The 25,676-nt window shown below is 66.0% G+C and carries 14 protein-coding genes; 6 read left to right on the forward strand and 8 right to left on the reverse strand.

Translation table 11 applies throughout. The annotated features are described in order from the left end of the window. Together WAN02_RS32910 and WAN02_RS32915 are read left to right on the forward strand one after the other, a co-directional pair. Positions 1 to 787, forward strand: a 787-nt coding sequence (locus WAN02_RS32910; RefSeq protein ID WP_422269548.1) for a M4 family metallopeptidase, incomplete at its 5' end; no start/stop codon positions are given. A 36-nt stretch (positions 788 to 823) separates the two neighbouring features. Then, positions 824 to 1,090 carry a protealysin inhibitor emfourin gene (locus WAN02_RS32915; protein WP_422269549.1) on the forward strand — a complete coding sequence of 89 codons (267 nt, stop codon included), beginning with the start codon at positions 824 to 826 and terminating at the stop codon, positions 1,088 to 1,090. Here the strand turns inward: WAN02_RS32915 and WAN02_RS32920 are convergent. Continuing rightward, complete coding sequence (locus WAN02_RS32920) at positions 1,087 to 2,133, reverse strand: hypothetical protein (RefSeq protein WP_422269550.1); 1,047 nt, start codon at positions 2,131 to 2,133, stop codon at positions 1,087 to 1,089. The genes WAN02_RS32915 and WAN02_RS32920 overlap by 4 nt on opposite strands. A 210-nt stretch (positions 2,134 to 2,343) precedes the next feature. Between WAN02_RS32920 and WAN02_RS32925 the strand changes: the two genes are divergently transcribed. Next, positions 2,344 to 3,060 carry an enoyl-CoA hydratase/isomerase family protein gene (locus tag WAN02_RS32925; protein WP_422269551.1) on the forward strand — a complete coding sequence of 239 codons (717 nt, stop codon included), beginning with the start codon at positions 2,344 to 2,346 and terminating at the stop codon, positions 3,058 to 3,060. Positions 3,061 to 3,073: 13 nt separating this feature from the next. On the opposite strand, the gene meaB is transcribed toward WAN02_RS32925, so the two are convergent. From meaB to WAN02_RS32960, 7 genes are all read right to left on the reverse strand, one after another. Next, positions 3,074 to 3,958 (reverse strand): methylmalonyl Co-A mutase-associated GTPase MeaB, encoded by an 885-nt coding sequence (gene meaB / locus WAN02_RS32930; RefSeq protein WP_422269552.1) that lies wholly within the window; start codon positions 3,956 to 3,958, stop codon positions 3,074 to 3,076. A gap of 70 nt (positions 3,959 to 4,028) precedes the next feature. Then, positions 4,029 to 5,102 carry a CaiB/BaiF CoA transferase family protein gene (locus WAN02_RS32935; RefSeq protein WP_422269553.1) on the reverse strand — a complete coding sequence of 358 codons (1,074 nt, stop codon included), beginning with the start codon at positions 5,100 to 5,102 and terminating at the stop codon, positions 4,029 to 4,031. A gap of 43 nt (positions 5,103 to 5,145) precedes the next feature. Continuing rightward, complete coding sequence (locus tag WAN02_RS32940; RefSeq protein ID WP_422269554.1) at positions 5,146 to 5,547, reverse strand: cobalamin B12-binding domain-containing protein; 402 nt, start codon at positions 5,545 to 5,547, stop codon at positions 5,146 to 5,148. Next, on the reverse strand, positions 5,547 to 7,124 hold the full coding sequence (locus WAN02_RS32945; protein WP_422269555.1) for a methylmalonyl-CoA mutase family protein: 1,578 nt from the start codon (positions 7,122 to 7,124) through the stop codon (positions 5,547 to 5,549). Before WAN02_RS32945 ends, WAN02_RS32940 begins: the two co-directional genes overlap by 1 nt. 261 nt (positions 7,125 to 7,385) lie before the next feature. Continuing rightward, entirely contained in the window at positions 7,386 to 8,324 is a 939-nt protein-coding gene (glsA, locus tag WAN02_RS32950) for a glutaminase A (protein WP_422269556.1), read from the reverse strand. Then, entirely contained in the window at positions 8,321 to 9,379 is a 1,059-nt protein-coding gene (locus WAN02_RS32955; protein ID WP_422269557.1) for a zinc-binding metallopeptidase family protein, read from the reverse strand. Before WAN02_RS32955 ends, glsA begins: the two co-directional genes overlap by 4 nt. Positions 9,380 to 9,381: 2 nt before the next feature. Then, positions 9,382 to 10,830: a C45 family autoproteolytic acyltransferase/hydolase gene (locus WAN02_RS32960; protein ID WP_422269558.1), complete on the reverse strand. Its 1,449-nt coding sequence runs from the start codon at positions 10,828 to 10,830 to the stop codon at positions 9,382 to 9,384. Between the two features lie 248 nt (positions 10,831 to 11,078). On the opposite strand from WAN02_RS32960, the gene WAN02_RS32965 reads away from it, so the two are divergent. The 3 genes from WAN02_RS32965 to WAN02_RS32975 all read left to right on the forward strand — a co-directional run. Continuing rightward, positions 11,079 to 12,479 carry a cytochrome P450 gene (locus tag WAN02_RS32965; RefSeq protein WP_422269559.1) on the forward strand — a complete coding sequence of 467 codons (1,401 nt, stop codon included), beginning with the start codon at positions 11,079 to 11,081 and terminating at the stop codon, positions 12,477 to 12,479. Positions 12,480 to 12,673: 194 nt separating this feature from the next. Beyond that, positions 12,674 to 21,181: an SDR family NAD(P)-dependent oxidoreductase gene (locus tag WAN02_RS32970; protein WP_422269560.1), complete on the forward strand. Its 8,508-nt coding sequence runs from the start codon at positions 12,674 to 12,676 to the stop codon at positions 21,179 to 21,181. After that, the coding region (locus tag WAN02_RS32975; RefSeq protein ID WP_422269561.1) for an amino acid adenylation domain-containing protein at positions 21,171 to 25,676 on the forward strand (4,506 nt) is incomplete at its 3' end. The genes WAN02_RS32970 and WAN02_RS32975, both read left to right, overlap by 11 nt.

The following is a 25,676-nucleotide window of genomic DNA, read 5'->3' on the forward strand; positions in this document are numbered from 1 at the left end:
GGATGGCAGTTCGGACATGACGGCGAAACGCGCGTTCGATACCACCCACGCCGTGATCGATTTCTACCGGGAATGTTTCGGCCGCAACTCGGTTGACGATGCAGGCATGACGTTGATGTCATCGATCCACTACGGCGTGCGCTACGACAACGCCTTCTGGAATGGGTCTCAGATGACCTACGGAGACGGCGACGGTCAAGTCTTCACCGACTTCACCAACTCGGATGACGTCATCGGCCATGAGTTGACGCACGGTGTCACTCAATTCACCGCAGGCCTGGACTACTCCGACGAGCCCGGTGCGCTCAACGAGAGTGTCTCTGACGCGTTCGGCGCGATGTTTCATCAGTGGCGGCGCAAGGAGACTGTCGCACAAGCGGACTGGTTGGTCGGCCCTGGTGTCGTCGGCCCCGTCGCGCTGCAAAAGGGATACACGTGCCTGCGCGATCTGGCCGCACCCGGCTCGCGACATTGCCTGTCGCCGCAACCGTCGCACTACCGTGACTACATTCCCCAAGGCGATCCACATGAAAACAGCGGCATCCCCAATCACGCCTTCTACCTCGCGGCGACGACCATCGGGGGACAAGCCTGGGAGAAGGCCGGGAAGGTCTGGTACGCCGCGCTCACCAGCGACAAAGCCCGACCATCGACGAACTTCGGCGAGTTCGCTGGGCTCACCCGCGCCGCCGCGAAATCGCTGTTCCCACGCGATACCACCGTCTATCGTGGCGTGGACGAAGCATGGACGCGGGTTGGGATCGCCGACCCCGACATCGCGGTCTGAGCGTCGTCGATCCGAGTCAGGACAGTAGGCGCGGCGATGGGCAACCGCTACATCATCGAACGACGCGGCGGCTTCGCCGGCCTGAAAGCCAGCGGCGCCATCGATGGTGATGCACTGAATCCAGACGATCGCGAAACACTGGAACAGCTCCTCGACACCGAGGAACCCCTCGCCGCCGACCCCGGTGCCGACCGCTACACCTACGTCGTGACACGCGAAACCGCCTCGGGAAGCACGACGCGCGAGATCCCGGAGAGCGTAATGCCCGCTGCTGTGGCAGGAGTTGTCACGCCCGAGATCTAGCGGTGGGGCAAGGTATTCCAGTCCTTGAGCCACACGCTCGGAGCGAAACTGTCCGTGTTGTACAGCTTTTGCAGTGCCGACTCCGGCTGCGACTGAATCTCGGCGGCGTCGATCACCTCGCCACCGCCTTCGCGCCAGGCCGCGGTCCACAGCATCGCCAGCGATTTCGCCCCGTCTGCCAGACGCTTGATGGTCGCGGTGCCAAAGGTGTTCCACAACTGGGCGGTTTGGTCCGGACCCGGGTGAGCTGCGAACACCGACACGATATCGGCGGGAGGGATCGCTTCGATGGTTCGCCGCATCAACGCCACTGCGGCATCGGCTGCCTCATCCGAACCGGTAACGAGCGGCGGCCCGTGTGGATGACCGGCGAGGTCGGCGTTGACCCCGGCGAGCACTTCGGCGGCATGTTCGTCGAGCATCGTCGTCTCGTACACGCTGTGTACGGTGTCCTCGCCGGCACCGGGCACCCCGTGGTGCAGCCGAGAAACATGTAACGGTTGGCACGCATCGCCCACGTAGTGAGCGAGCACACCGGCGGTCGCGACATATCCCAACACGTCGTCACCCCGCACCGCCTCGACCATCAGCCCATAGAGCTGCGCGACACGAAATGGCAGAGCCCCACGGTGCTCATCGACCGGCGGGTCCGTCAACGAGTTATAGAAGGCAGTCCAGCCGGCTGGGGTGCGCCACGTGCCGTCGCCGCTGTGCCACAGCTCCATCAACGTCTGCCCGCCTGCCACGGCTCCGCCAGGCTGATCCATGTCGGCGAAATGATTGGCGGCGTCTTCGGGCCGGGTGCGGCGCCACACCAGGTCCGGCACATCAGCCAACGCGACGAAAGCATCCAGCTGCCCGGGGTCATACCGGTTGCCGGCAACGATTTCGATGTCACTGACGGCGATGCGATCGCGGTTGTCACGCAGCAACTGCGCCAAATTAGTGCCCGTAGGGCCGACCTCGCACGCTGTGCCGGCGATCGTGTAGTGACCGACCATCCCCCAATGCTCACGCTGGTCGGCATGTGCGGCGTCGGTCATTCGGTGAATTCTGCTAGTTCGCGAACTTGGTGATCTCAATGCACTTCTAGATCCTTTTAGGTCAGCGTTGGTCCAACCAGGATGCCAGTTGCATATCACATTTGAAATCTGACATAGAGGCGGACGACCGGCTCGTCGACCTCGTCGATACGCTCATCGCAACCCGCTGCTTGAAGCGAAAAGTCCCGATGCCTGAGATGGAGAACGCGAGTGGTTGATCTAGAACTCGATAACGGGCTGGCCGTCATCACCATCAATCGCCCCGAGGCTCGTAACGCCATCGCGCTTCACACCATGGACCAGCTTGAGCAGGCCATAGCCGGCGCCGAAGGCGCGCTGTGCCTGGTCATTCGCGGCGAGGGCGATAAGGCGTTCGTCTCGGGCGGAGACCTCAAGGAGCTCAGTGCGTTGCGAACCGAAGAGCAAGCGTCGGCAATGGCATGGCGAATGCGGTCGCTTTGTGATGAGCTCGCGAATTTCCCTGCCCCCGTCGTCGCCGCGCTGAACGGCCACGCGTTCGGGGGCGGAGCGGAGGTCGCGGTCGCTGCCGACATCCGGGTGGCCGCCGACGACATCAAGATCGGGTTCAACCAGGTGTCCCTTGGAATCATGCCGGCTTGGGGTGGCGCGGAGCGGCTAACGGCCCTCGTCGGCCGCGGCCGCGCGCTGATGCTCGCGGGCACTGGAGCCATCCTCACTGCCGATCAAGCCGAGCAGGTCGGGTTGGTGGATCGCGTGCTGCCGAGAGCGACGTTCGAAACCGAGTGGCGTTCCTTGGCACGGGCGCTGGCGAATCGGCCCGCCGGCGACATCAAGCGCGTCATGTCGGGCGTGCCGGCCGACGACGCGGTCGCAGCCTTCGCCTCGCTATGGGTATCCGATGAGCATTGGGCCGCGGCGGACCGCGTCATGAATCGCAGCCGGTGAGTGGATCGGTGAACTATTCAGATGTATCGCCGGTGGCTGACTCGATCAGCAACAAACCCGCGGCGGTATACGGATCGCATCGACCGTCAGCGACGGCAGCAGCCAAACCGGCGAGTTCAGGATGCCGGTGCAGGCGGGTTTGCGCCAGCGAGAGGATCTGTGCCCGAGCGCGTGATGCCCGCCGGGCGGGCGTGTCGGCGCGGTGGTGGGCGTCGATCGCGTCCAGCAACTCCGCAACGCCCTCGGAGCGTGCTGCAACGAGTGTGAGGACTGGGGCCGATGTCTCGGCCCGCAGATCGCGGGCGGTTTGACTCGCGCCGTCGCGGTCGGCTTTGTTGACGACCACAATGTCGGCCACTTCGAGCAGGCCTGCCTTCGCGGCTTGTACTGCGTCGCCCGCACCGGGATTGAGGATGACGATGGTGGGATCGGCGACGGCGGCGATCTCGATCTCTGACTGACCGACACCGACCGTTTCCAGCACGATCAGGTCGTAGGAGAGTGCTGCAAGCAGCTGGACCGCCGCGGGGACCGCGGCGGCGAGACCGCCGAGGTGACCGCGGGTTGCAATCGAGCGGATGAACACATCGGGGTCATCGATGTGGGCGGCCATCCGAATGCGATCGCCGAGTATGGCGCCGCCGCTGTAGGGCGACGACGGGTCCACCGCGAGCACTGCGACTCGCATTCCTCGTTCGCGGTAGGCGCCGACCAGCACAGCGATCGTCGTCGACTTCCCTGCACCCGGAGGGCCGGTAATGCCGACAACCCGGGCGGAGGCCGTGTCCAGAGCGGCCAGCACCTCGTCGCGACGATCGCCCTCGATCAGGCTCAGCAGGCGACCCGTCGCCCGGGTAGAGCCGCTCAGCGCTGCCTGGATGAGATCGGCGACGTTCACGTGTCACCCCCTCTTCCGGCCGTATCGCTCAATGACCGAACCGTGGTTGGTCCTGCAGCCGACAACGATCTCAAACTGAGAGATTAGCTCCGCCGTGCTCGTCGAGACGCGGTGGTGCGCCGTAATCGGGTTCGTACCCGGCGACCTGAATTGGGCTTCGGATCAACCGAAATGCGCCCGCGTCGACAACCACCTCCGGGTTGTCGGCAAGCGCTTCGGGCAGCGTTCGGACAGCAGCGACGGGTACGCCCAATGGACGCAGCCGCGATTCCCAGTTCGCGGCGGTATCGGTAGCCAGAGCGCTGGCGACCAAGGCGAGCACCTCGTCGCGTCGTTCGGCCCGCTCCCTCATTGTCGCCGGCCCCACGATGTTGGCCTCCGCGGCGAATAGCCGCCAGAATTTGTCGTGGGTGATGAACAGTGCCAGGAATCCATCTGCAGTCGGAAATAGTTGCGCCGGAACGTAATACGAGTGGGCGCCCATCGGTAACCGTCGGGGCTCGATGCCGTCGTTGAGGTAGGCAGACGCGCGATAGTTCAGCTGGGAAAGCATCACATCACGCAGTGACACCTCGACCTGCCCCCCGCGGCCGGAGACGATCTGGGCGAGCAGTCCAAGGGCCGCAGTAAGTCCGGCGGAATTGTCGGCCGCGGAGTATCCCGGCAAGGTGGGTGGTCCAAGTGGATCGCCGGTCAGCGCGGCGACGCCGGTAGTCGCCTGGATGACGTAGTCGAATGCCGGATCGTCGCCCGCTTCCAGACCAAAACCGGTGAGCGCCACGCAGACAATCCGGTCGTTCCACCGCCGCAGCGCGTCATAGGTGAGGCCGTATCGGCGGATGGCGGATGGTTTCAAATTCGCCAGCAGCGCATGCGATCCCGAAATAAGTTCACCGAGCTCGCGCTGGCCCGCCTCGGATGTCAGGTCAACGCACATGCTGCGCTTGCCGCGGTTGAGGCTGGCGAAATATGAATCCCCGACCTGCCGCGAGATGTCGCCGTCCGGTGGTTCGATCTTGATGACCTCGGCCCCGAGATCGGCCAGCATCATCGTCGCGTATGGCCCGGCCAACATGTGACCGATCTCGAGGATCCGGATGCCGGCGAGAGGACCCGAGGACCGAGTGTTCGTCGGTCCGGTCACCGAAGGACCTCGGGTACCAACGTGCGCGTACAGCCGAGCCGCATCAGTCTTCTCCCCCGGTGTCCGTCAGGGCGCGTACGTCGCGGACGAGGGTGTCGAGCGGCGTACCCGTCGGAAACACCGCTGCCGCACCGGCATCCAACAACTTCTGCACGTCGGCCTGCGGGATGGTGCCGCCGACGACCACCGCGATGTCGCCGGCGTCCGCGGCCCGCAGCGCGTCGACGGTGCGCGCGGTCAGGGCCAGATGCGCGCCCGACAGGATCGAAAGCCCGACAAGCTTGACGTCCTCCTGCAGCGCAATCGAAACGATGTCCTCGATGCGCTGGCGAATTCCGGTGTAGATCACCTCGAATCCGGCATCGCGCAGCGTGCGCGCGACGATCTTCGCGCCGCGGTCGTGTCCGTCCAAACCTGGTTTGGCCACCAGGACGCGAGCTCCCATCAGAACACCACCGGTTGCTGGAATTCGCCCCACACCGCTTTGAGCGTGGTCACCAACTCACCGACGGAGCAGTACGCATTGGCACAGTCGATGAGTCGGGGCATCAGATTGTCGGTGCCCTCGGCCGACCGCGAAAGTGCGGCAAGCGTCTCCTTGACGGCGATCGGGTCACGCTCGGCTTTGATCTTCGCCAGCCGCTTCAGTTGCAGATCGCGGCCTTCGGCGTTCAGTTCGTAGGTGTCGATGTCAGGCGCCGGCTCGTCGGTGACGAACTTGTTGACGCCGACCACGGGGCGTTCGCCCGACTCGACCTCTTGGTGAATCTTGAAGGCTTCGTCGGCGATCAGCCCCTGCAGGTAGCCGTCCTCGATGGAACGCACCATGCCGCCGTGCTTTTCGAGGTCATCCATGATTTCGATGATCTTGGCCTCGGTGGCATCGGTCAGTGCCTCGACGAAGTAGGACCCGCCGAGCGGATCCGCCACCTTGGCCACTCCGGTTTCGTAGGCGAGGATCTGCTGAGTGCGCAGCGCCAGCGTCGCGGATTCCTCGCTGGGAAGGGCGAACGGCTCGTCCCACGCCGCGGTGAACATCGACTGGACGCCGCCGAGCACCGCGGCCAGCGATTCGTAGGCGACGCGCACCAGGTTGTTCTGCGCCTGCGGTGCATACAGCGACGCGCCGCCCGCGACGCAGCCGAAGCGGAACATCGACGCCTTGTCGGTGGTGGCGCCGTAGCGCTCGCGCACGATGGTCGCCCAGCGGCGGCGGCCTGCCCGGTACTTCGCGATTTCCTCGAAGAAGTCGCCGTGGGTATAGAAGAAGAACGAGATCTGCGGCGCGAACTTGTCGATGGTCATCCGACCGCGTTCGACGACCGTGTCGCAATACGTCACGCCGTCAGCCAGCGTAAAGGCCATCTCCTGAACGGCGTTGGCGCCGGCGTCGCGAAAATGGGCGCCCGCCACGGAGATTGCGTTGAACCTCGGCACCTCGGCTGCACAGAATTCGATGGTGTCCGCGATCAGCCGCAGTGACGGCTCCGGCGGCCAGATCCAAGTACCGCGCGACGCGTATTCCTTGAGGATGTCGTTTTGGATAGTGCCGGTGAGCTTCTCGCGAGGCACGCCCTTCTTCTCTGCGGCAGCGACGTAGAACGCCAGCAGGATGGCCGCGGTGCCATTGATGGTGAAGCTGGTGCTGATCGTGTCCAGCGGAATGCCGTCGAAGAGCACCTCGGCATCGGCGAGCGTATCGACGGCCACACCGACGCGGCCGACCTCCTCGCCGTACTCCGCGTCATCGGAGTCGTAGCCACACTGTGTCGGCAGGTCCAGCGCGACTGAGAGCCCGGTGCCGCCCTGGCCCAATAGGTACCGGTACCGCTTGTTCGACTCCTCGGCGGTGCCGAATCCCGAATACTGGCGAAACGTCCAGGTCTTGCCCCGGTAGCCGGACGCGAAGTTGCCGCGGGTGAACGGGTACTCCCCGGGCGGCGGCAGGTCTGGCGCGCAGTCACCCGGTCCGTACACAGGGTCCAGCGGGATGCCCGAAGGGGTCTTTACGACGTCACTCATCGGGGCTGGCCGCGCTCGTCACCGTGTGGTTCTGGATCGTCGACTTCAGGACGTAGTCGGGGCGCGAATCAAGCGTCATGGTGCTCGATCAACTTCGTCAAACGCATTCCAAGACCATCTCGATAGTTGGGCAGTGCCGATACATTTTCTGGTTGATTTGTAATTGTAAGTTACCGCGATGGTCGAACAGGTGCGGCAGCGCACGTCGCAGGTCAGCGACGCATACTGTCGAGGGACGCAAGATCGCCCTGCATGCGGACGTTAGGTATTGAAAAGCCCCAGCTCGAGAGTGTGCGCGATCTGGGTGATCGCGGCCTGCGCGCGCACGCTGTTGCCAGCCTGGTCTAGCCGCGGCGAGAAGGCGGCGATCGCCAGCTTGCCGGGCGCCACTGCGACCAGGCCACCTCCGACGCCGCTCTTGGCGGGCAATCCCACCGTGTAAGCCCAGTCGCCGGAGGCAGTGTAGAGGCCCTCCATCGTCATCAAGGCCAACACGGGCGGCACGTTGGCTTGTTTGATGACGCGCTTGCCGGTGACCGGGTTGACGCCCCCGTTGGCCAGGGTCGCACCCATGACGGCCAGGTCGACAGTGGTGGCCAGCGTCGAGCACTGAAGCGTGTAGACGTCGCAGGCCTCCATCGGGTCGCAGTACATGTATCCGCCGCACAGCAACAGCCACGCGATCGCGCGGTTGTGAAAGTTGGTGGCCCGCTCGGAGGCGGCGAGTTCTTCGCTGATCGAAATCGGACGGCCGGCGAAATCGCCTTGGATCTGCCGGATCTGACGCCAGCGGTCGTCGGCGTCGGTCGCCGAGACCAGGCTGGTTGCCGTCATCGCCCCCGCGTTGACCATCGGCGAGTTCGGCTTGTCGTTGTGCAATTCGAGCGCGAGCACCGAATTGAACGCCTCGCCAGTCGGATCGGCACCCACCTTGCGGTGAAACGCCCGCGCGCCGACTTGTTCCATTGCGAGCGCCGCCGTGAAAACCTTCGAGATCGACTCCAGAGCGAACTCGCAGTCGGCGTCGCCGGCCGAAAACGTCTGACCGTCAACAGTCACCACGCAGATCCCGAATAGCTGCGACTCGACCGCCGCCAGGGCCGGTATATAAGAGGCGTTCTTGCCGCTGCGGATCTTCTGGTGCTTGGCGTGCGCCGCGGCGACCGCCTCAGCGATCCGCTCGGCTGAGATGGTAGTCAATTCTGTTTCACCGCAGCGTGTTCTGTTGCAGCGGTGGTCACGACTCGGTGGATGAAGCCAAGCTTCGCGACGACGTGCGGGTGGATGGTGAACGGGTACAGGTCGTCGCGGCCCATCGAGTTGTTGACCCGATTGAGCACCCCCGACAGGACGTACCAGTCGGCCATGATGTCCTCGATGGTGGCGTCGGCGTAAGACTCCCGGGCGTCGATATTTGCGGGCAGGTCCCACTTCACTCGATCAGCTTCGACGACCAGGCCCGAATCCGCAATCGTGGCAAGAGTTCCGGTGATGTGCAGATAGTGTGCCCAGGTTTCGGCGAAGTCTTCCCAGGGGTGAGCGGTGGCATATTCCGAGATGTAGTCGTCTTGCCAGTCCGCCGGTGCCTGACCCTGGTAGTGGCGCTGCAGTGCGGCCTGGTAGTCCTGCCGATCGTCGCCGAACATCGCCCGGGCGTCGTCGATGAGCGGGGTGTCCTGCACCAGCAGCATCTCGTAGTAGTGGCCGACCTCGTGGCGGAAGTGGCCCAGCATGGTGCGATAGGGCTCACCCAGTTGGATGCGCAGACGCTCGCGGTACAGCTCCAGCGACTCTGCCAAGTCGATGGTGATCACTCCGTTGGCGTGCCCGATCGTCACGGGTCGGCCCAGGGTCTTGCTCGATAGCAGATCGAACGCCAGTCCGTGCGGGTCCGTGTAGTACGGCTGAATCGGCAGGCCCAGGTCCATCAGCTCGAAGATCAACCGCCGCAGGGCCTTTAGGGTCGAATCGAGTTCGGACATCGCCTCGATGTCGTCCGGCGCGGGTCCTTCGCGTACGAAGCTGTCGGCGTAGCAGCGGCCGGATTCGGAGTCGTCGGCGGTTAACCAATTGCAGCCGCGCTCCCAGTGCGCGCACCGAAGCCAGCCACTGCCGTTCACCGTGACGGTTTGCGACGGTGCGCACACCATCTGCCACGACGGGTAGTGGAAGCCGACCGTCGAGGCGCACGTCGAGCACTGCTGCTCCTCGAACGCGACCGCCTGTCCGCAGTTGGGGCATCTGAAGGCTCGCACGGTCAGGGTCCGCTTGTGTTGCCCGGCTCGACGTGCGTCCACGGTTGCTGCGGACGGTCTTTCAAATAGCCGCGCTGCCAATCCCATTGCGGATGCTGCCTTAGGAATTCCTCGGCGTCGAATTCGGTGCCGTCGGCACGTCCACTCACGGCCCAGAGACTCAGTGCCTTGATCTCGGCCGAGCTGACGACCTTGCCGTCCACGGACCCGAACGGTGTGAATGGGGTCAGCCCACTGTCGAGGCAGGGGTCGACATCGGAATGCGCGCAGATGGTCCGGGCCGAGGGATGGATGTAGCCGAGGTAGGTGTCGAATGTGTCGCCCAGCATGCGCTTGCCGACCTCGGAGTCGATGCTCCCGTTGTATTGGCCGAGCAATTGCCGCCAGCGGACCTCCCGCGCGCCAGTAGGAGTGCGCACGTCGCTGAACCCGGTCCCGAAGCACTCCAGATTACGGATCCGCGGATCCTGCGGTTGATTGTCGCCCCAGAAGTAGCCATCGGTTGTGCGGGTGAGGCTTTGGTACAGCAGGCCCTCTTCGTAACGGGCGATCTCACCCGTCTTGACGTCGCCGATCAACCAGGAGTTGGCGTATCCGCCGTTGTTGTCGGTGTTGAGCGTCTCAACCCAATGGTCGATATCGCGGGCGTATTGCGAAGCCTTGCGGGCGCGGACGAACTCCGGGACCCGCGTCTCGTCGTAGCCCTTGAACCCGTCATAGCCACCGATTGTGGTCTCGGCGATCGCCAGACCGGCACTGGTCACCCAGAAATCGCTCATGCTGGCGATCCAGCCCGGCGCGGTCTGCATGACTATCCGGTTACCGTCGTCGGGCGTCATGTCCAGGATGACGTTCTCGAACTGGCCCTGCCAGAAATCCGCGAAGCTGGTGTGGCCCAGCACGATTGATCCGTCAGCGGTTGCACTGCCAGTCGCGATGAACGCGCTGCAATGGTTGCCCTCGCCGCCGGTCGGCGCTAAAGCGGTGTAGCGGCCCGAGTTCTTGGGCCACCAGTAGCCGGTGAGTTCCATCCAGTCATTGACGCCGAGCACATCGTTGAACGTCGCCGGCACCCCGGCAGCGGTCAGCCCAGCGGCCACGCCTTCCATCTCCTCACGCAACTCGTCGGGGATCTTGTCCGTGTGCAGTTCGGCGGCACGCTCGACAAAGAAGTCGTAGGTCATGCCGATGTCCTGGTAGGTCATCTCCCGGTAGACCCGGATGGACTCCGCGTACTCCTCGGCGACGAGGAAGCCGTACTGGAAGCCGCGCGCGGCCGGTGATCCGTTGATCGTCACGTGCAACCAGCCGTTGATGTCGCTGCGCGACGCGTCGGACAGCCACCCCCGCTGCTCATCGGTGAGTTCGGCAGGTGCGGCTCTCGCCGGGGCTTCGGCCGGCCCAGGCGGCGGCTGCACGTTGTGACCTTCGGAAGTTGAAGTGGTTGCCATCACGACCCTCCTCAGTCACAAACCCGGCGCCGACGAGCCTAATGCTGCCTGGTTAATGGCCGATTGACGATCAGGTGGCTATCTCATTCGAGAATTGGCCGCGGAATTCGAACTATGTCGTCGGCGTTGCTGCCTGGGAAGTCAGATCTCTACCCGCAGTACGATGACATTGCGCAGCGTCGAGGCCCGGATGCTCGACACCGCTTGGGTAGGGTCCGCTAGGCCGTTATCTCGAGTTGGAGGTGAAGATGACTGCCGGCGCCGGTCACGACCCGACCCCGCAGCATTCTCCGCGCACCATCGACACGTTGCCGCGGGTCGGAGTGCGTGGGCTGGTGCGCGATCGCGGACGTTTTTTCAGACCGCTCGGACAGAGCTCGCCGCTCCGCGGCATCGGCGAGCGATTCTTGATCGACATCCCGTTGGGTCCCAAGATGGTCGTCACCTCATCCCCCGATGACGCCAAGGCCGTGTTCGCCGACCGGGAGGGCGCGTTGTCGTTCGGGGAGTTGATGCGCCGATTCTCTCCCCACGAAAAGCTGTTCGGCAGCGACGCGTTCATATTCCTCGAGGGCGAAGCCCACATGGAGGAGAAGCGCAAAGTGGCCCCGCCGTTGCACGGCAAGGCACTCAAATCCTACGAACGGGCGATGACCGACATCGTGCTGCGCAGGCTGTCGGAGTGGCCACTCGGCGAGCGCGTCGAGTTCTGCGACATCGGCGGCCAGCTGTCGCTGGACGTGATGATGACGGTGATCTTCGGCGTCTCCAAGCCCGAACGGATGCAGCGCCTGGAGCGGGCAATGCTCGCCCACTGCGCGGCTACCGAGAGCCCGGCCTTCCTCGGCGTCGGCATGCTGACGATGGCGCTGCGCGGGAGCTGGGTGGCGATCCCGCAGATCGCACGTACCGCCGCCGCTGTGGACGCCATCGTCCTCGAAGAGATTGCCGAACGGCGGCGCACAGGATCTCGCCCCGACGATTGCCTGACTTTGTTCCTGGAGATCAACCAACAGGACGAGCGTCCGCGCGACGACGCGTTTCTGGCACGCTCGATGCGTGGGCTGATGCTGGCCGGCTACGCCGCCACCGCGGTCACCCTGGGTTGGGTGGCTGAACTGCTGGTCCACCAACCCGAAACTCTCGAGGCGCTTGAGGAGAGTATCGACCGGAACGAGGACACGTACCTCGACGCCGTGATCGCCGAGTCGATGCGCTTGCGGCCGGCGTTACCCCTCACGGGGCGCCGCGCGCTGCGCGACTTCGACCTCAACGGGCTGCACATCCCGCGCGGCGCGTACATCATCATCGCGATCATGGCGATGCACGAACGCGACGACTTACATCCTGATCCCACCGCTTTTCGGCCCGAACGCTTTCTGGACACGCGGCCGGGCACCAACACGTGGCTGCCGTTCGGCGGCGGCGTCTACCGCTGTGTCGGCGCCGAGTTTGTGCTGTTCGAGGCGCGCGTTCTGCTGCGGACGCTGCTGCAGCACCGCAGGCTCGCCGCAGTCGACAACCGACCGGGCGGTCGACCGAGCCGCAAACACCCCTTGCCCGTGCCGACTGACGGCGCTCCGGTCGTGCTGTCCAGCCACCATCGAGCTGGTAAATCGGCAAGGGAGAGTATTCCCACAATTTCTTGACCGGGCATCCTCACCAGCAAATAAGATTTACGCAAAATGACTGGAGAACAAATGCGAGGCGAATTGCGACGCAGTTCCCGGTGGGAAAAGCGTCACCGAACGAATCATCGCAGATGCTCGTGCGGCGATATCGCCGTCACCTCGTGGTCGAGGTCCCGGCTCGGCGTCCAGAATGAACGCCGAAAGGAATGCGATTGACGGACCAGACTTTCCTGGATCTCGTACGGCGAAGAGCCGAAACCTACCGCGATAAAGTCGCTTTCGACTACTGCCGCTATTCGCCAGGTGGCGAAGAACACAGCCAGCTGACTTTCGGCGAACTCGACAGCAGGGCCCGGGCAATCGCGTCCCTTTTGCAGCAGATGGGCGCCACCGGCGAACGCGCACTGGTCCTATGCCCATCGGGGCTGGACTTCATCGTCGCGTTCTTCGGATGCATCTACGCCGGGACGGTGCCGGTGCCGGTACACCCGCCGGCCCGCACCCGGGTGGTTGGTCGCGTCGCGTCGATCGTGCACGACACCGCGGCGCGCCTCACCGTGAGCACCGCCGAGACCCAGGCGAAGTTCCAGAGCGCGATAGACGACATGGCCGACGGGCCGGCCATGCAGTGGTGCGCCGTTGACGACATCGCCGCATCAGCCGATGAGTGGGTCCCGCCGGATATCGACCCGGACGACACCGCGATGCTGCAGTACACCTCGGGTTCGACAGGTTCGCCGAAAGGCGTTGTGGTGACGCACCGCAACCTGCTGAGCAACGTCGAAGCGATTCGTACCGCGTGGGGCGACGGAAACGATCGCGCCAAAGGCGTGTTCTGGCTGCCGCTGCACCACGACATGGGGCTGATCGGTGGAATTCTCACCTCCATCTACGTCGGGGCCACGTCCTATTTCATGCCGCCCGAGTCATTCATCGAGCGGCCGATGCGTTGGCTGGAAGCGATAGCCAAGCATGGCGGCACCATCACCGCGGCGCCGAACTTTGCCTACCAGCTGTGTATCGACCTCAGCAGCCCCGAAGAACGGGCGGCGCTGGATCTGTCCACCATGAACACCGCCATGTGTGGCGCGGAGCCGATTCGCGCCGCCACGCTACAACGGTTCATCGACGCGTTCGCCCCGGCCGGGTTCCGGCCGGAGGCTTTCGATCCCGTGTACGGCATGGCCGAATCCACCCTGCTGGTTTCCGGAAAAGCGGATCGAACCGCGCCCGTGGTGCGCCACTTGGACAGCGACGCGTTGCGCGCTCACCGCATCATCTCCGTCGCACCCGAACACCCAGACTCGGCATCGTTTGTGGCCTGCGGTCAGGCCCAGCCCGACCACGAGACCGTCATCGTCGATCCGGCGACCGGACGGCCGTGTGCCGACGACGAGGTCGGCGAGATCTGGCTCGCCGGTGGCAGCGTCGCCCAAGGCTATTGGAGCAAGCCGGCCGAAACCGCGGAGACCTTCAACGCGTTTCTCGCAGACTCCGGGCGCGGGCCGTTTCTGCGCACCGGCGACCTCGGCTTCCATCTGGACGGCGAGCTATTCGTGTCAGGGCGCCTGAAAGACCTCATCGTCATCCGCGGCCGCAATCACTACCCCGAAGACATCGAAGCCACGGTGCAGGACAGCCACGGCGCACTGCTGCGCGGCCGCGGCGCCGCTTTTTCGATCACGCTCGATTCGAACTCCAGCGAGCAACTTGTCGTCGTTCAGGAAGTCGACCGCTACCGGGCCGGTGACATCGACACCGACGAGGTGCTCGCCGCGATTCGCACCGCAGTGACCGAGCACCACGAAATCCGGCCGCACGCAATCGTTCTCATGGAACCGTCGACCATTCCCACGACGTCGAGTGGGAAGATTCGGCGCAATCGATCGCGGCAACGCTTCCTCGACGGTGCCCTCCCGCCGATTGCGCAGTGGCAGGCAAGGTCGTCGAACGCACCCCGACACGCTTCCGACGCCGAAGATCCGGAACCATCGCACGCGACGTCCGACGCCAGGGAGTTGGCGGCCTGGTTGGCTTCGCAGCTCTCCGAACTGCTCGGGCTTTCCCAGACTGAAATCGACACATCACTCCCGTTCGCGCACTATGGCCTCGACTCGGTCCACGCGGTCCGGCTCACCGCCACGCTCGCAGAGCGGGTGGGACAAGAGCTCTCGCCCACGCTGCCCTACGAGTACCCGACGATCGATGCGCTGTGCGCTTACCTGACCGAAGGAACCACCGCGGAGCAGCAGGTCAACGAGGCCGATGCCCGGACGGTGCGCGCCGACGAGCCGATCGCCGTCATCGGCATCGGCTGCCGTTTCCCCGGAGCCGACGATCCGGCGGCCTTCTGGCGCCTGCTCAGCGAAGGCCGCGACGCCGTCGGCGACATTCCGCCGGAGCGCTGGAACCCCGACCCCAACGGCGTCGGACGTGGTGGATTCCTCGAACACGTCGACCAGTTCGATGCCAAGTTCTTCAACATCTCGCCCCGGGAGGCCGCGCGCATCGACCCTCAGCAGCGCCTGCTGCTGGAGGTGGCCTGGGAGGCGCTGGAAGACGCCGGCCAGCCAACCGAGCAGCTCGCCGGAAGCCCGACCGGCGTGTTCGTGGGCGTCTCGACCTACGACTATGGAAGCCTCCAATTCGGTCGGCCCGACCTGATCGACGCCTACAGCGGCACCGGCGGTGCACTGAGCATCGCCGCCAACCGCCTGTCCTACGCGCTCAATCTGCACGGACCGAGCATGGCGATCGACACCGCATGCTCGTCGTCACTCGTCGCTGTCCACCTGGCCTGCCGCAGCCTTCGCGACGGCGAATCGACGCTGGCCATCGCCGGCGGCGTGAACGTCATCCTGTCCCCGGCATTGGGCCTCAACTTCAGCAAGGCCACGCTGATGGCGGCCGATGGACGCTGCAAGACGTTCGACGCCTCCGCCGATGGATACGTACGGGGCGAAGGCGCCGGCGTCGTCATCTTGAAGCCCTTGAGCCGGGCGCTCACCGACGGCGACCAGATCTACGCGGTGCTGCGCGGCAGCGCCACCAATCACGACGGCCGGACGAACGGTTTGACGGCACCCAGCCGGCACGCTCAGGAAGCCGTGCTGGCCGAGGCCTACCGTCACGCCGGCCTCTCTCCCAGCAGCGTTCAATACGTCGAGGCACACGGCACGGGCACGGCCTTGGGCGACACGATCGAGGCCAACGCCCTTGGCGCGATCCTGGCCGAAGGTCGCACGCCGGACAGTCGCTGCCTGATCGGATCGGTGAAGACCAACATCGGTCACCTAGAGGCGGCGGCCGGGATGGCCGGCCTGATCAAGACGGCGTTGGCGTTACATCATCGCGAGATCCCGGCGAGTCTGCACTTCGAGCAACCCAATCCGCATATCCCGTTCGAACGGCTCGCGCTGAAGGTGGCCGACACCCGCACGCCGTGGCCGCTGGGCAATCACCGGGCAGTCGCCGGCGTCAGCTCGTTCGGCTTCGGCGGCACGAACGCACACGTCGTCATGACCGCGGCCCCCGAAGTGCGGGCCGCGCCGTTGCACGACGCGGATGGTCGGGTCGAGTTACTACCACTGTCAGCCCGGTCGCCGGAGGCGTTGTCCGCCTTGGCCGGCCGCTACGAGCTGGCTCTGCAGGCCGGGATGTCGTTGGCTGACCTCAGCTACACCGCCGCCGCGCATCGTGACCACCACGACTATCGGCTGGCCGCAGTCGGTCGCGACGCCTCCGAGATGTCCGAATCGCTCGCCGACTTCCGGCTGGGCACGAGCCGGCCCGGGTTGACGGCCGGCCGTCGCCGTCCCGGACCGGGTGTCGTATTCGTCTTCTCCGGGCAGGGATCCCAGTGGCGCCGGATGGGACAGCAATTGCATGCCGACGAAGCGGTCTTCCGGGACGCGCTGGTCGAATGCGAGCGCGCGATGCGCCCTCACCTGGACTCCTCGGTGATCGACGCGCTGCTGGCCGGCGACAGCCTCGACGACATCGGCGTGATCCAGCCGGCGATTTTCGCCATACAGATCGCGTTGGTAGCGCTGTGGCGGTCATGGGGCGTGGAACCCGCCGCCGTGATCGGGCACAGCATGGGTGAGGTGGCCGCCGCGCATGTCGCGGGCGCCCTCAACCTCGATGACGCGGCGCGGGTGATCTGTGCGCGAGCCCGTCTGCTCCGCGGCGCGGCCCCCGGCGGGGCGATGATCTCCGCGGAGCTGTCTCGCGCCGAGGCAGACGAGTTCATCGCCGGACGTGAGGGCGATATCGCGGTCGCAGCGAGCAACTCGGTGCGGTCGACGGTGCTCTCCGGTGATTCGAATGTGTTGTCCGAGTTGATGTCCGAGATTCGGTGGCACGACAGGTTCTGCCGTTGGGTCGATGTCGACGTGGCCTCGCACAGCCCGCGCATGAATGCATTGCGCGCCGACCTCGCGGCGGCGCTCACCGGCCTCAGACCGTCGGCGCCCACGACGTCCATGTACTCCACGGTGACCGGCGAGCCGATCGACGGCGCGACGTTGGACGGCGCCTACTGGGTGCAAAACCTCTGCTCGCAGGTGCGCTTCTCGCCGGCCGCGCGACAGCTGTTAGAGCAGGGCCACGAGGTCTTCCTCGAGGTCAGCCCGCACCCGATCCTGTTGAGCGCGCTGAGCGAGGATGCCGACGACCTCGGTCGTACCGCCACACTGATGGCCTCGATGCGCCGCGATCAGGGCGGTCGCGACACCGTGCTTGCCTCGCTCGGCGCCCTCTACGCCAGTGGGCAATCCGTGGCGTGGGACCGCTTGCATCCCCGCGGCGGGCGGCTCGTCTCGGCGCCCACGTATCCGTGGCAGCGCGAACGGTTCTGGCTGGACACGGCGGCTCCCTCAGCCCGACCCGTCGCCGACGAGTCGCCGTGGCGCGGACCGATCCTCTCGTCCGGAGAGCCGAACACGGTGCTCTGTGAAATCGACATCAGCACAGATCTTTTTCCGATCTTGAGCGACCATCGGGTGCACGGCTCGGTCGTTGTCCCGGGAGCCACCCTTCTCGAGCTCGCCGTCTCCGGCACCGCGCGGGCCTTCGGGGCACCCCGCCGGATGCCGCGTGACGTCGCCTTCCACCGGTCACTGATTCTCGACGGCGCGCAGCCGCGCACCGTGCAGTTGGTTCTTCGGGGGGAGCCCTCGGGCCCCGTCTCGTTCGAGTTGCAGAGCATGGATTCCGCTGCCACAGGGGCTATGGGGTGGTCGCTGTTGGCGAGCGGCGCGATGGTCGGCGACGAACCGGACGGCGACACCGCAACGCATCCCCCCGAAGACGTCCAAAATCGTTGTCCTGAAAAGATTTCCGCGACGTCATTCTACAGCCGACTCGCGCGGCACGGTCTGGAGTACGGGCCGGCATTCCAAAAGGTGACGGACGTCTGGCGGCGTGAAGGCGAAGCGATCGCTCGACTGGCGCCAGGGGACGCCGGCGGCATCGATGCGGCGTTGCTGGACGGCTGCTTTCAGGTACTTGCCGCCACACTTCCCGCCAGCAACGGACACTCCCAGGACACCCACCTACCGGTCGGCGTCGCGGATCTGCGAGTCGTTCGGATGTCTCCCGACGGCGTGTGGTGCCATGCACGGCTGCACAACGGGTCGGGTTCCGAGCAACACACCGTCGGCGGCGACGTATTTCTGCTCGACCGCTCCGGGAAGGTCCTCACGGCGGTGCGCGGTCTGCGCCTCAAGCGCATCTCCGACGCCGCGCCGAGCACCCTCCGAGCCGACGTTCGTGACGAGCTCTTCGTGCCGCGCTGGGAGGCAGCGAGACTCACTGCATCCGAACAGGATTCGGATGAAGCAGGAAACTGGCTGATCTTCGGCGACGGTGGCACCACGGCGGACACCACGCGGAAGCTGCTCGAACAGCGCTCCCAGACCTGCGTCGTCGTCGAGCCTGGAGTCGACTTCGCACCAATGGGACCGGACCGCTACCGCCTGGATCCCGCTCAGCCGCAACACTTTCGGCGCCTTCTGGATGATCTGCATGCGCCGTTGCGGGGGGTGGTGCACCTGTGGAGTCTGATGGACTCGCTGGAGTCGGCGCGCCTCATCGGCCCGACCAGCGTGCTGCACCTGGTGCAGGCGGTGACGGCGGCGCAGCAGTCGGATTCGCCGCGTCTGTGGCTGGTGACGCGAGGCGCCCAGCCGGTCGAGGCCGATCCGGACGTCGTGTCGATCGCCCAGGCGCCCCTGTGGGGCATGGGCCGCAGCATCGACCATGAGCATCCGGAGCTGCGCTGCTCGCGGGTCGACCTACCGCTCGAAGAGCAACCCGAGGACCTGCAGCCTGTCGTCGACGAATTGCTCGCGAACGCATCCGACACCGACGTGGCATTTCGGGGGAGGCGACGCTTCGTCGCCAGATTGGCAAGGTTCGAGGACGACGACCACGACGCCGTCATCGCTGAGCCTGAAGCAGGCTCCGCCTTCCGGATGGAATATTCGCGACCCGGTGTGCTCGACGACGTCGACACCCGAGTGGTCGCCCGTCGCTCGCCGGCCTCCGGAGAGGTCGAAATCCAGGTCCACGCAACCGGATTGAACTTCATCGACGTGATGCGCGCCCTCGGCGTATACCCCGGTCAGGAAGACGGCCCAGCGCAGATCGGCGTCGAATGCTCCGGCGTCGTGAGCGCCGTGGGTGACGCCGTCGAAGACGTGCGCGTCGGAGACGCCGTCATCGCCTTGGCGGCTGAGGGTATCGGCTCCTACGTCACCACCCCGGCCAGCCTGGTCACGCCGAAGCCGGTTCAGCTCAGCTTCACCGAAGCCGCGACCGTTCCCATCGCGTACCTGACGGCCTACTATGCGCTGCACGAGCAGGCCCGGCTGCGTCGCGGCGAGCGGGTGCTCATCCACTCAGCAGCCGGCGGCGTCGGTCTGGCTGCCGTCGAAGTGGCCCGCTGGCTGAACGCGACGGTGCTCGCCACGGCCGGTACTCCCGAGAAACGCGATCACCTGCACGGGCTCGGTGTCGAGCATGTATTCGACTCGCGCTCACTAGGTTTCGCCAACGAGGTGCTGACCGCAACCGGTGGCGACGGAGTGGACGTGGTGCTCAACTCGCTGGCCGGCGAGGCGATCTCGCACAGTCTCGAGGCGCTGAGTCCTTACGGTCGCTTCCTGGAGATCGGGAAAGCCGATATCTACGGGCAGGGCCGACTTCGGCTGTGGCAGTTGCGGAACAACGCGTCCTACATCGTCATCGACCTCGCGCAGCTGATCACCGATCGGCCGGCCTACGTGGGTGCCCTGCTGCGCGACATCGTCGCCCACATCGAACAGGGAGCGTTCCGCCCACTGCCGGTGCGCGCCTTCCCGGCCGCGAAGACCGCCACCGCGCTGCGAACTCTGGCGCAAGGCAGGCAGATCGGCAAGGTCGTCATCTCAGTGAGCGAGCGGCAGCAACCGGCTATGCACCGGGAACAGCTCCCCGCACAGTTCGAACCCGACGCCACCTATTTGATCACCGGCGGGCTTGGCGGCATCGGTCTGGCCGCCGCGTCGTGGATGGTCGAGCGCGGCGCCAAGCATCTGGTGTTGCTCGGGCGCGGCCCGGCGTCGGAGGCCGGTCAGCGCGCCATCCAGGATTTGCGCGGTAACGACAGCGACGTGGTCTACGCCCGTGGCGACGTCACCCAGACCGACCAGCTCGCGTCGGTGCTCGACTCGATCCGCGCAACCATGCCTCCGCTGCGTGGCGTAGTCCACGCGGCCGGGATCCTCGACGACGGCATCCTGGCCCGCCTCGACGACAAGCGGCTGCACGAGGTCATGGCACCCAAAGTCGACGGCGCCTGGAATCTGCACACGCTCACCCGCGATGCGGCACTGGACTTCTTCGTGCTCTTCTCCTCTGCCGCAGCGCTGTTGGGTTCACCCGGGCAGGCGCACTACGCCGCAGGCAACGCCTTCCTGGACGCACTCGCCTGGTATCGACGGGCGGAGGGCAGGCCTGCGCTCAGCATCAACTGGGGCCCGTGGGCCGAGGTCGGGCTGGTGGGCAGGCCGGAACAGCTACGACACCTCAACCGGCACGGCATGATCCCGATCCCGGTGGCCGACGGCGTCCAGACGCTGTCGAAACTGTTCCGGTCGTCGGCCACCCAGGTCGCCGTCCTGCGTTTCGACCTGGCGCTGCGATCCGAACAACGACCGACCCCGTCGCTGATTGCGGACCTGCTCGGCGCACCGACGGCGGGCGACACCCCCGGGCGCCACGACAGCCTGCTCGACGCGCTCTTGCGCGCCGACGACGGCGAGCGTCGGCGGCAACTCGAGTCGTACCTGCGCGAACAAGCAGCCGGCAAACTCGGTCTGGCGCCGTCGCGCGTGGACGTCGAATCGCCCCTGCAACAACTCGGGGTCGACTCGCTCGTCGCGGTCGAGTTGCGCGCTCAGATCGAACGTGACCTGGGCATCGTGGTGCCGGTCGTCCGCCTGTTGGACGGTCCCAGCCTGACGGGGCTGGCCGGCTGGCTCGTCGAGCGGCTGTCCCCCGCCACCGCCGAGGCACCACCCGTCGCGGCGGAAAGCGTGCCAGCTGTCGACGAGGGCAATGGCGCTGACCCGCAGTGGATGGACGTCCTGGGCCGGCTCCCGGACATCTCGGACGACGACGTCGACGCGCTGCTTCGCGACGTCCTCGCGGCAAGGGAGGGTCAGGATGAGGGATAACCTCGCCGGCCTTTCCGCCGAAGAGAAACGCGTACTGCTGGCGCGCCTGCTGATGGAACAGGCGGAAGCCTCCGCGTCGGCGCATCCACTGTCGTATGGCCAGCGCTCGCTGTGGTTCCTGTACCAACTCGCGGCGGGCAGCCCCGCCTACACGATCACCTACGCCGGGCAGATCCGCGGCGAACTCGACGTGACCGCGCTCGAGGCCGCGGCGCAGGCACTCGTCGACCGGCACGACATCTTGCGGACCACCTACACCACCCGTGATGGCCAGCCGGTTCAGCTGGTCCACCCCCGGCTGCCGGTGCGCGTCAACCGCCTCGAGTTGGACCCCCAAGAAACGCAGCGCTGGCTGCGGCGCGAATCCGATCGCCCCTTCGATCTCCGCACCGGGCCGGTGGTGCGGTTCAACCTGATCACCTCGGGCCCCGACGAGCACCTGCTCGTGTTGACGCTCCATCACATCGCCGTGGATATGTGGTCGATCGACGTGATCCTCGACGAGCTCCGGCAGCTGTACGCAGCGGAGCACGGCTCATCGCCGCCGCCGCCCGCGCCGATGCGCTACGTCGACTACGCGGTCGAGCAGACCCGCGCCATCGAGGGAGCCGAGGGCGATCGACTCTGGCGGTATTGGAGCCAGCAGCTTGCCGGGGAGACGCCGATGCTGCGGTTGCCCGTCGACCGGCCGCGGGGTGCGGTTCAGACGTACCGCGGCGCCGTGCAACGCTTCACCGTCGACCGTGCGCTCACCGCTCAACTCAAAGAGGTCGGCCGCAGCGCGGGCGCGACTCCGTACATGACCCTGTTCGCGGCGTACGCCACGCTGCTGCATCGCTACAGCGGGCAGGACGATCTGCTGATCGGCTCGCCGTTCGGGTGCCGCGACCACCCGGGCCTTGCCAGTCTGGTCGGCTACATCGCCAACCCCGTGGTGCTGCGACCTGACCTGAGCGGTGATCCGACCTTCACGTCGTTGCTGGGCCGCGTCAAAACGACCGTTCTGGAAGCGCTTGAACACCAAGACTTTCCGTTCGCGCTGCTCGTCGAAAGGCTGGATCCCGCCCGCGATCTGAGCCACACGCCGCTGTTCCAGGTCTCGTTCGCGTGGGAACAGACCCGCCGCTTCCAAGAGGGTGCGGGATCCGGCACGGCAGCACTGGATTTCACGACTACCCACATCGGCCAGGGTGGGGCGCCGCTCGACCTGATGCTGTTGATGGGCGAACAGGACGGCGAGCTGCTGTGCGCCCTGCAGTACAACACCGACTTGTTCGACGACGCGACGATCGAACGGATGGCCGAGCACTTCACGACGCTGCTCCGCGGGATCGTCGCCGATCCGGGCGCCGGCCTGTCGAAGCTGCCGATCGCTACCGACGAAGAGCGTTCGCGACAGACGGCGTGGAACGCAACCGACGTCCGCTTCGAAACCCCAAACAGCATGCCCGACATGGTGTCTGCGGTGGCCCGTCGCAGTCCAGCCGACATCGCTGTGACGTTCGGCGACCACGACCTGACCTACGCCGAACTCGACCGGCGCGCAGACAACGTGGCGAGCCGGCTACGCGGCCTCGGCGTGGGACCGGACAGCGTCGTCACTGTCCTGCTGGACCGCAGCGAAGATCTGGTGGTGGCACTGCTCGGCGTCGCGAAGTCCGGTGCCGCGTTCATGCCGCTCGACCCGGGACAGCCCGCGAACCGCATCGCCGCGATGATCGAGGCTTCCGGCGCACCGGTGGTCGTCACACACGAGCGAAACCTTCAGCTAGTCAAGGGATTCGCCGGTCATCGACTCTGCCTGGACCTGCCGGCCACCCCGTCGGAAACGGACGCCGCCGCGGTCGTTGCGCCACCGACCGGACTGGCTTACGTCGTCCACACCTCGGGTTCCACCGGCATGCCGAAGAGGGTGCTCAACACTCACGGCGGGTTTCGCAACCTGCTGCTCTGGATGCAGAAGAACTATCGGCTCGAGGCTCGCGACCGGGTGCTGCACCACACCCCGGTGACCTTCGATGCGTCGTTGGCGGAGATCTTCTTGCCGTTGATCGTCGGCGCGCGTCTCGTCATCGCGAAACCCGACGGGCACCGCGACGCCGCCTACCTCGTGCGGACCATCGCCGAGCAGAGCATCACCCAGATCGTGCACGTCGTCCCGTCGATGCTGCAATCCTGGCTCGCCGAGCCCGGCTTCCGGGACTGCGTCTCGCTGCGGCGGGTGACGTCCGGCGGTGAGGCGCTGCCCTACGACCTCGCTCAGCGCTTCCTGAACACCACGGACGCCGAACTGTGGAACGAGTACGGCCCCGCCGAATCCGCCGTCACGGCCACTTATGCGCACTGCAAGCGCGGCGCGCCCGGCCCGTCGATCCCGATCGGGCGACCAATCGCCAACGTCCAGATTCACCTCCTTGACGCCTATCTCCAGCCGGTGCCGGTGGGCGTGCCGGGCGAGCTGTACATCGGCGGAGCCGGCGTGGGCCGCGGCTACTCCGGTCAGCCTGACGTGACAGCCACCAGGTTCATCGCCAACCCGTTCGCCGAAATCCCCGGCGGAATGCTTTATCGCACAGGCGATCTGGCCCGTTATCGACCCGACGGCAGCATCGAGTACCTCGGACGTCAGGATAGCCAGGTCGAGATCCGCGGCGTCCGGATCGAGCCCGGCGAGGTCGAGGTCGCGCTGAGCCGGCATCCCGATGTGACGGAAGCCGTGGTGGTCGCCACGACCGACGAGCGCGGCCACACCCAGCTGACCGCCCACGTCGCGGCCGGCACCGAGCCCGGGCCGACCACCGCGCAGCTTCGGCGTTTTCTGCTCGAGTGGCTTCCGGCGGCCATGCTCCCAGCCCACTTCGTCGTGGCGAACGAGTTGCCGCGTACCTCCGGCGGGAAAGTCGACCGGCGGGCTCTTGCCGAGACCGGCGCCGCAGCATCGGAACGCAAGCGGGAGTTCGTCGCTGCCCGCAATCGGACCGAGCAAGTCTTGGTCGACATCTGGTGCAAGGTTCTCGGCGTCGAACGGGTCGGTGTGCACGACGACTTCTTCGCGCTCGGTGGCTCCTCGACGCACAGCCTGGAAATCGCGGTGCGTGCGGAGGCGGCCGGCCTGCCGCTGAAACCGGAGTCGGTGTTCTTGTTCGGCACGGTCGCAGAATTGGCCGCGGAGTATGGCGAGCCGCTCGAAGGCAGTCCGGATGTCGCGGATGCGCAGGTCGTCGAGCCCTACGTCAGCCCGCACACCGAGCCGCGGCCGTTGCCCGCGGCAGAGCGGCCAGCCCGCAACACCGTGATCGAAAGCATCGGCGCATACCTGCCTTTCAAAGCGGTGTCGACCGCGGATCTGCTCGCCGGGTGCGTCAACGACATCGGCATACCGCTGGAGAAGCTGACCGGTATCAAGCACCGGCGGGTGGCGGCCGAAGGCGAGTTCTCCATCGACCTCGCCCGCCAGGCTGTGGCCGACTGCCTGTCACGGTCGAGCTACCGGCCGGCGGAGATCGACCTGCTGATCTCGTGCAGCATCTCCCGATACGACGGGCCCGACCAGAAATTCGTCTTCGAGCCCAGCACCGCGGCGCGGCTGCGGGATCAGTGCGGCCTCGACAACGCCCTGGCTTTCGACGTCACCAACGCATGCGCCGGGATGTTCACCGGGATCGCCATCGCCGACGCGTTCCTGCAGACCGGGCTGGTCGGCCGCGCCATGGTGGTCAGCGGCGAATACATCACCCACATCAGCGAGACCGCGCAGCGACAAATCGAGGGTCCGATGGATCCGCGACTCGCGTGTCTGACCGTCGGGGACGCCGGTGCCGCGGTGATTCTGGAACGTGGTCCCAACAATCGCGCCGGCTTCCACGACATCGACATCGCCACGCTCAGCCGGTACGCACCCATGTGCATCGCGAAGGCGACCGGTGGGCCAGAGGGCGGCGCGATCATGACCGTCGACTCGATTGCAGCGACCGCGATAGCGGTGAAGGCAGCGGTCCCCTACGTGGCCGGTGTGATGCGCCGCCACGGCTGGCGCCCGGAGCACTCCGACCACATCGTGATGCACCAGACGTCGGAGTCGTCGCTCAACGACGCCGTCGGCGCCGTGAACCGGATGTTCGGCGAAGGGTCCGCCAACCCGGGCAACACCATCTACAACCTGGCTGAGCGTGGAAACACCGCCAGCACAACACATTTTGTGGCGCTTAAGGATCACATCCTGAGCAACCGGATCAGGTCCGGCGACAATGCGGTCTTCGGCATCAGCGGCTCCGGCCAAACCGTCGGCGCCGCGCTGTATACCTTCGACGACCTGCCCGATCGGCTGCGCCGCGGTTCTGAGGACCACCGCCGCCGCAAGACCCCGCTCGACGCCGCGACCACCGAGCCGCCACCGCCACCCGCGGTGGGCATCGCCGGGGTCGGCACCATCCCCGCCGGCCCGCCCGGGTCGCGCGGCTCGGTGGAACTGGCCACCCAGGCCGCCGCGCAATGC

The sequence above is a fragment of the Mycobacterium sp. genome (genome assembly GCF_049281135.1).
Lineage (GTDB): Bacteria > Actinomycetota > Actinomycetes > Mycobacteriales > Mycobacteriaceae > Mycobacterium.

Bases quoted from the DNA above. Each gene is read 5' to 3' on its own strand.
- WAN02_RS32920 (WP_422269550.1), bottom strand. From the start codon at position 2,133: ATGACCGACGCCGCACATGCCGACCAGCGTGAGCATTGGGGGATGGTC.
- WAN02_RS32915 (WP_422269549.1), top strand. From the start codon at position 824: ATGGGCAACCGCTACATCATCGAACGACGCGGCGGCTTCGCCGGCCTG.
- WAN02_RS32965 (WP_422269559.1), top strand. From the start codon at position 11,079: ATGACTGCCGGCGCCGGTCACGACCCGACCCCGCAGCATTCTCCGCGC.
- WAN02_RS32960 (WP_422269558.1), bottom strand. From the start codon at position 10,830: ATGGCAACCACTTCAACTTCCGAAGGTCACAACGTGCAGCCGCCGCCT.
- WAN02_RS32945 (WP_422269555.1), bottom strand. From the start codon at position 7,124: ATGAGTGACGTCGTAAAGACCCCTTCGGGCATCCCGCTGGACCCTGTG.
- WAN02_RS32940 (WP_422269554.1), bottom strand. From the start codon at position 5,547: ATGGGAGCTCGCGTCCTGGTGGCCAAACCAGGTTTGGACGGACACGAC.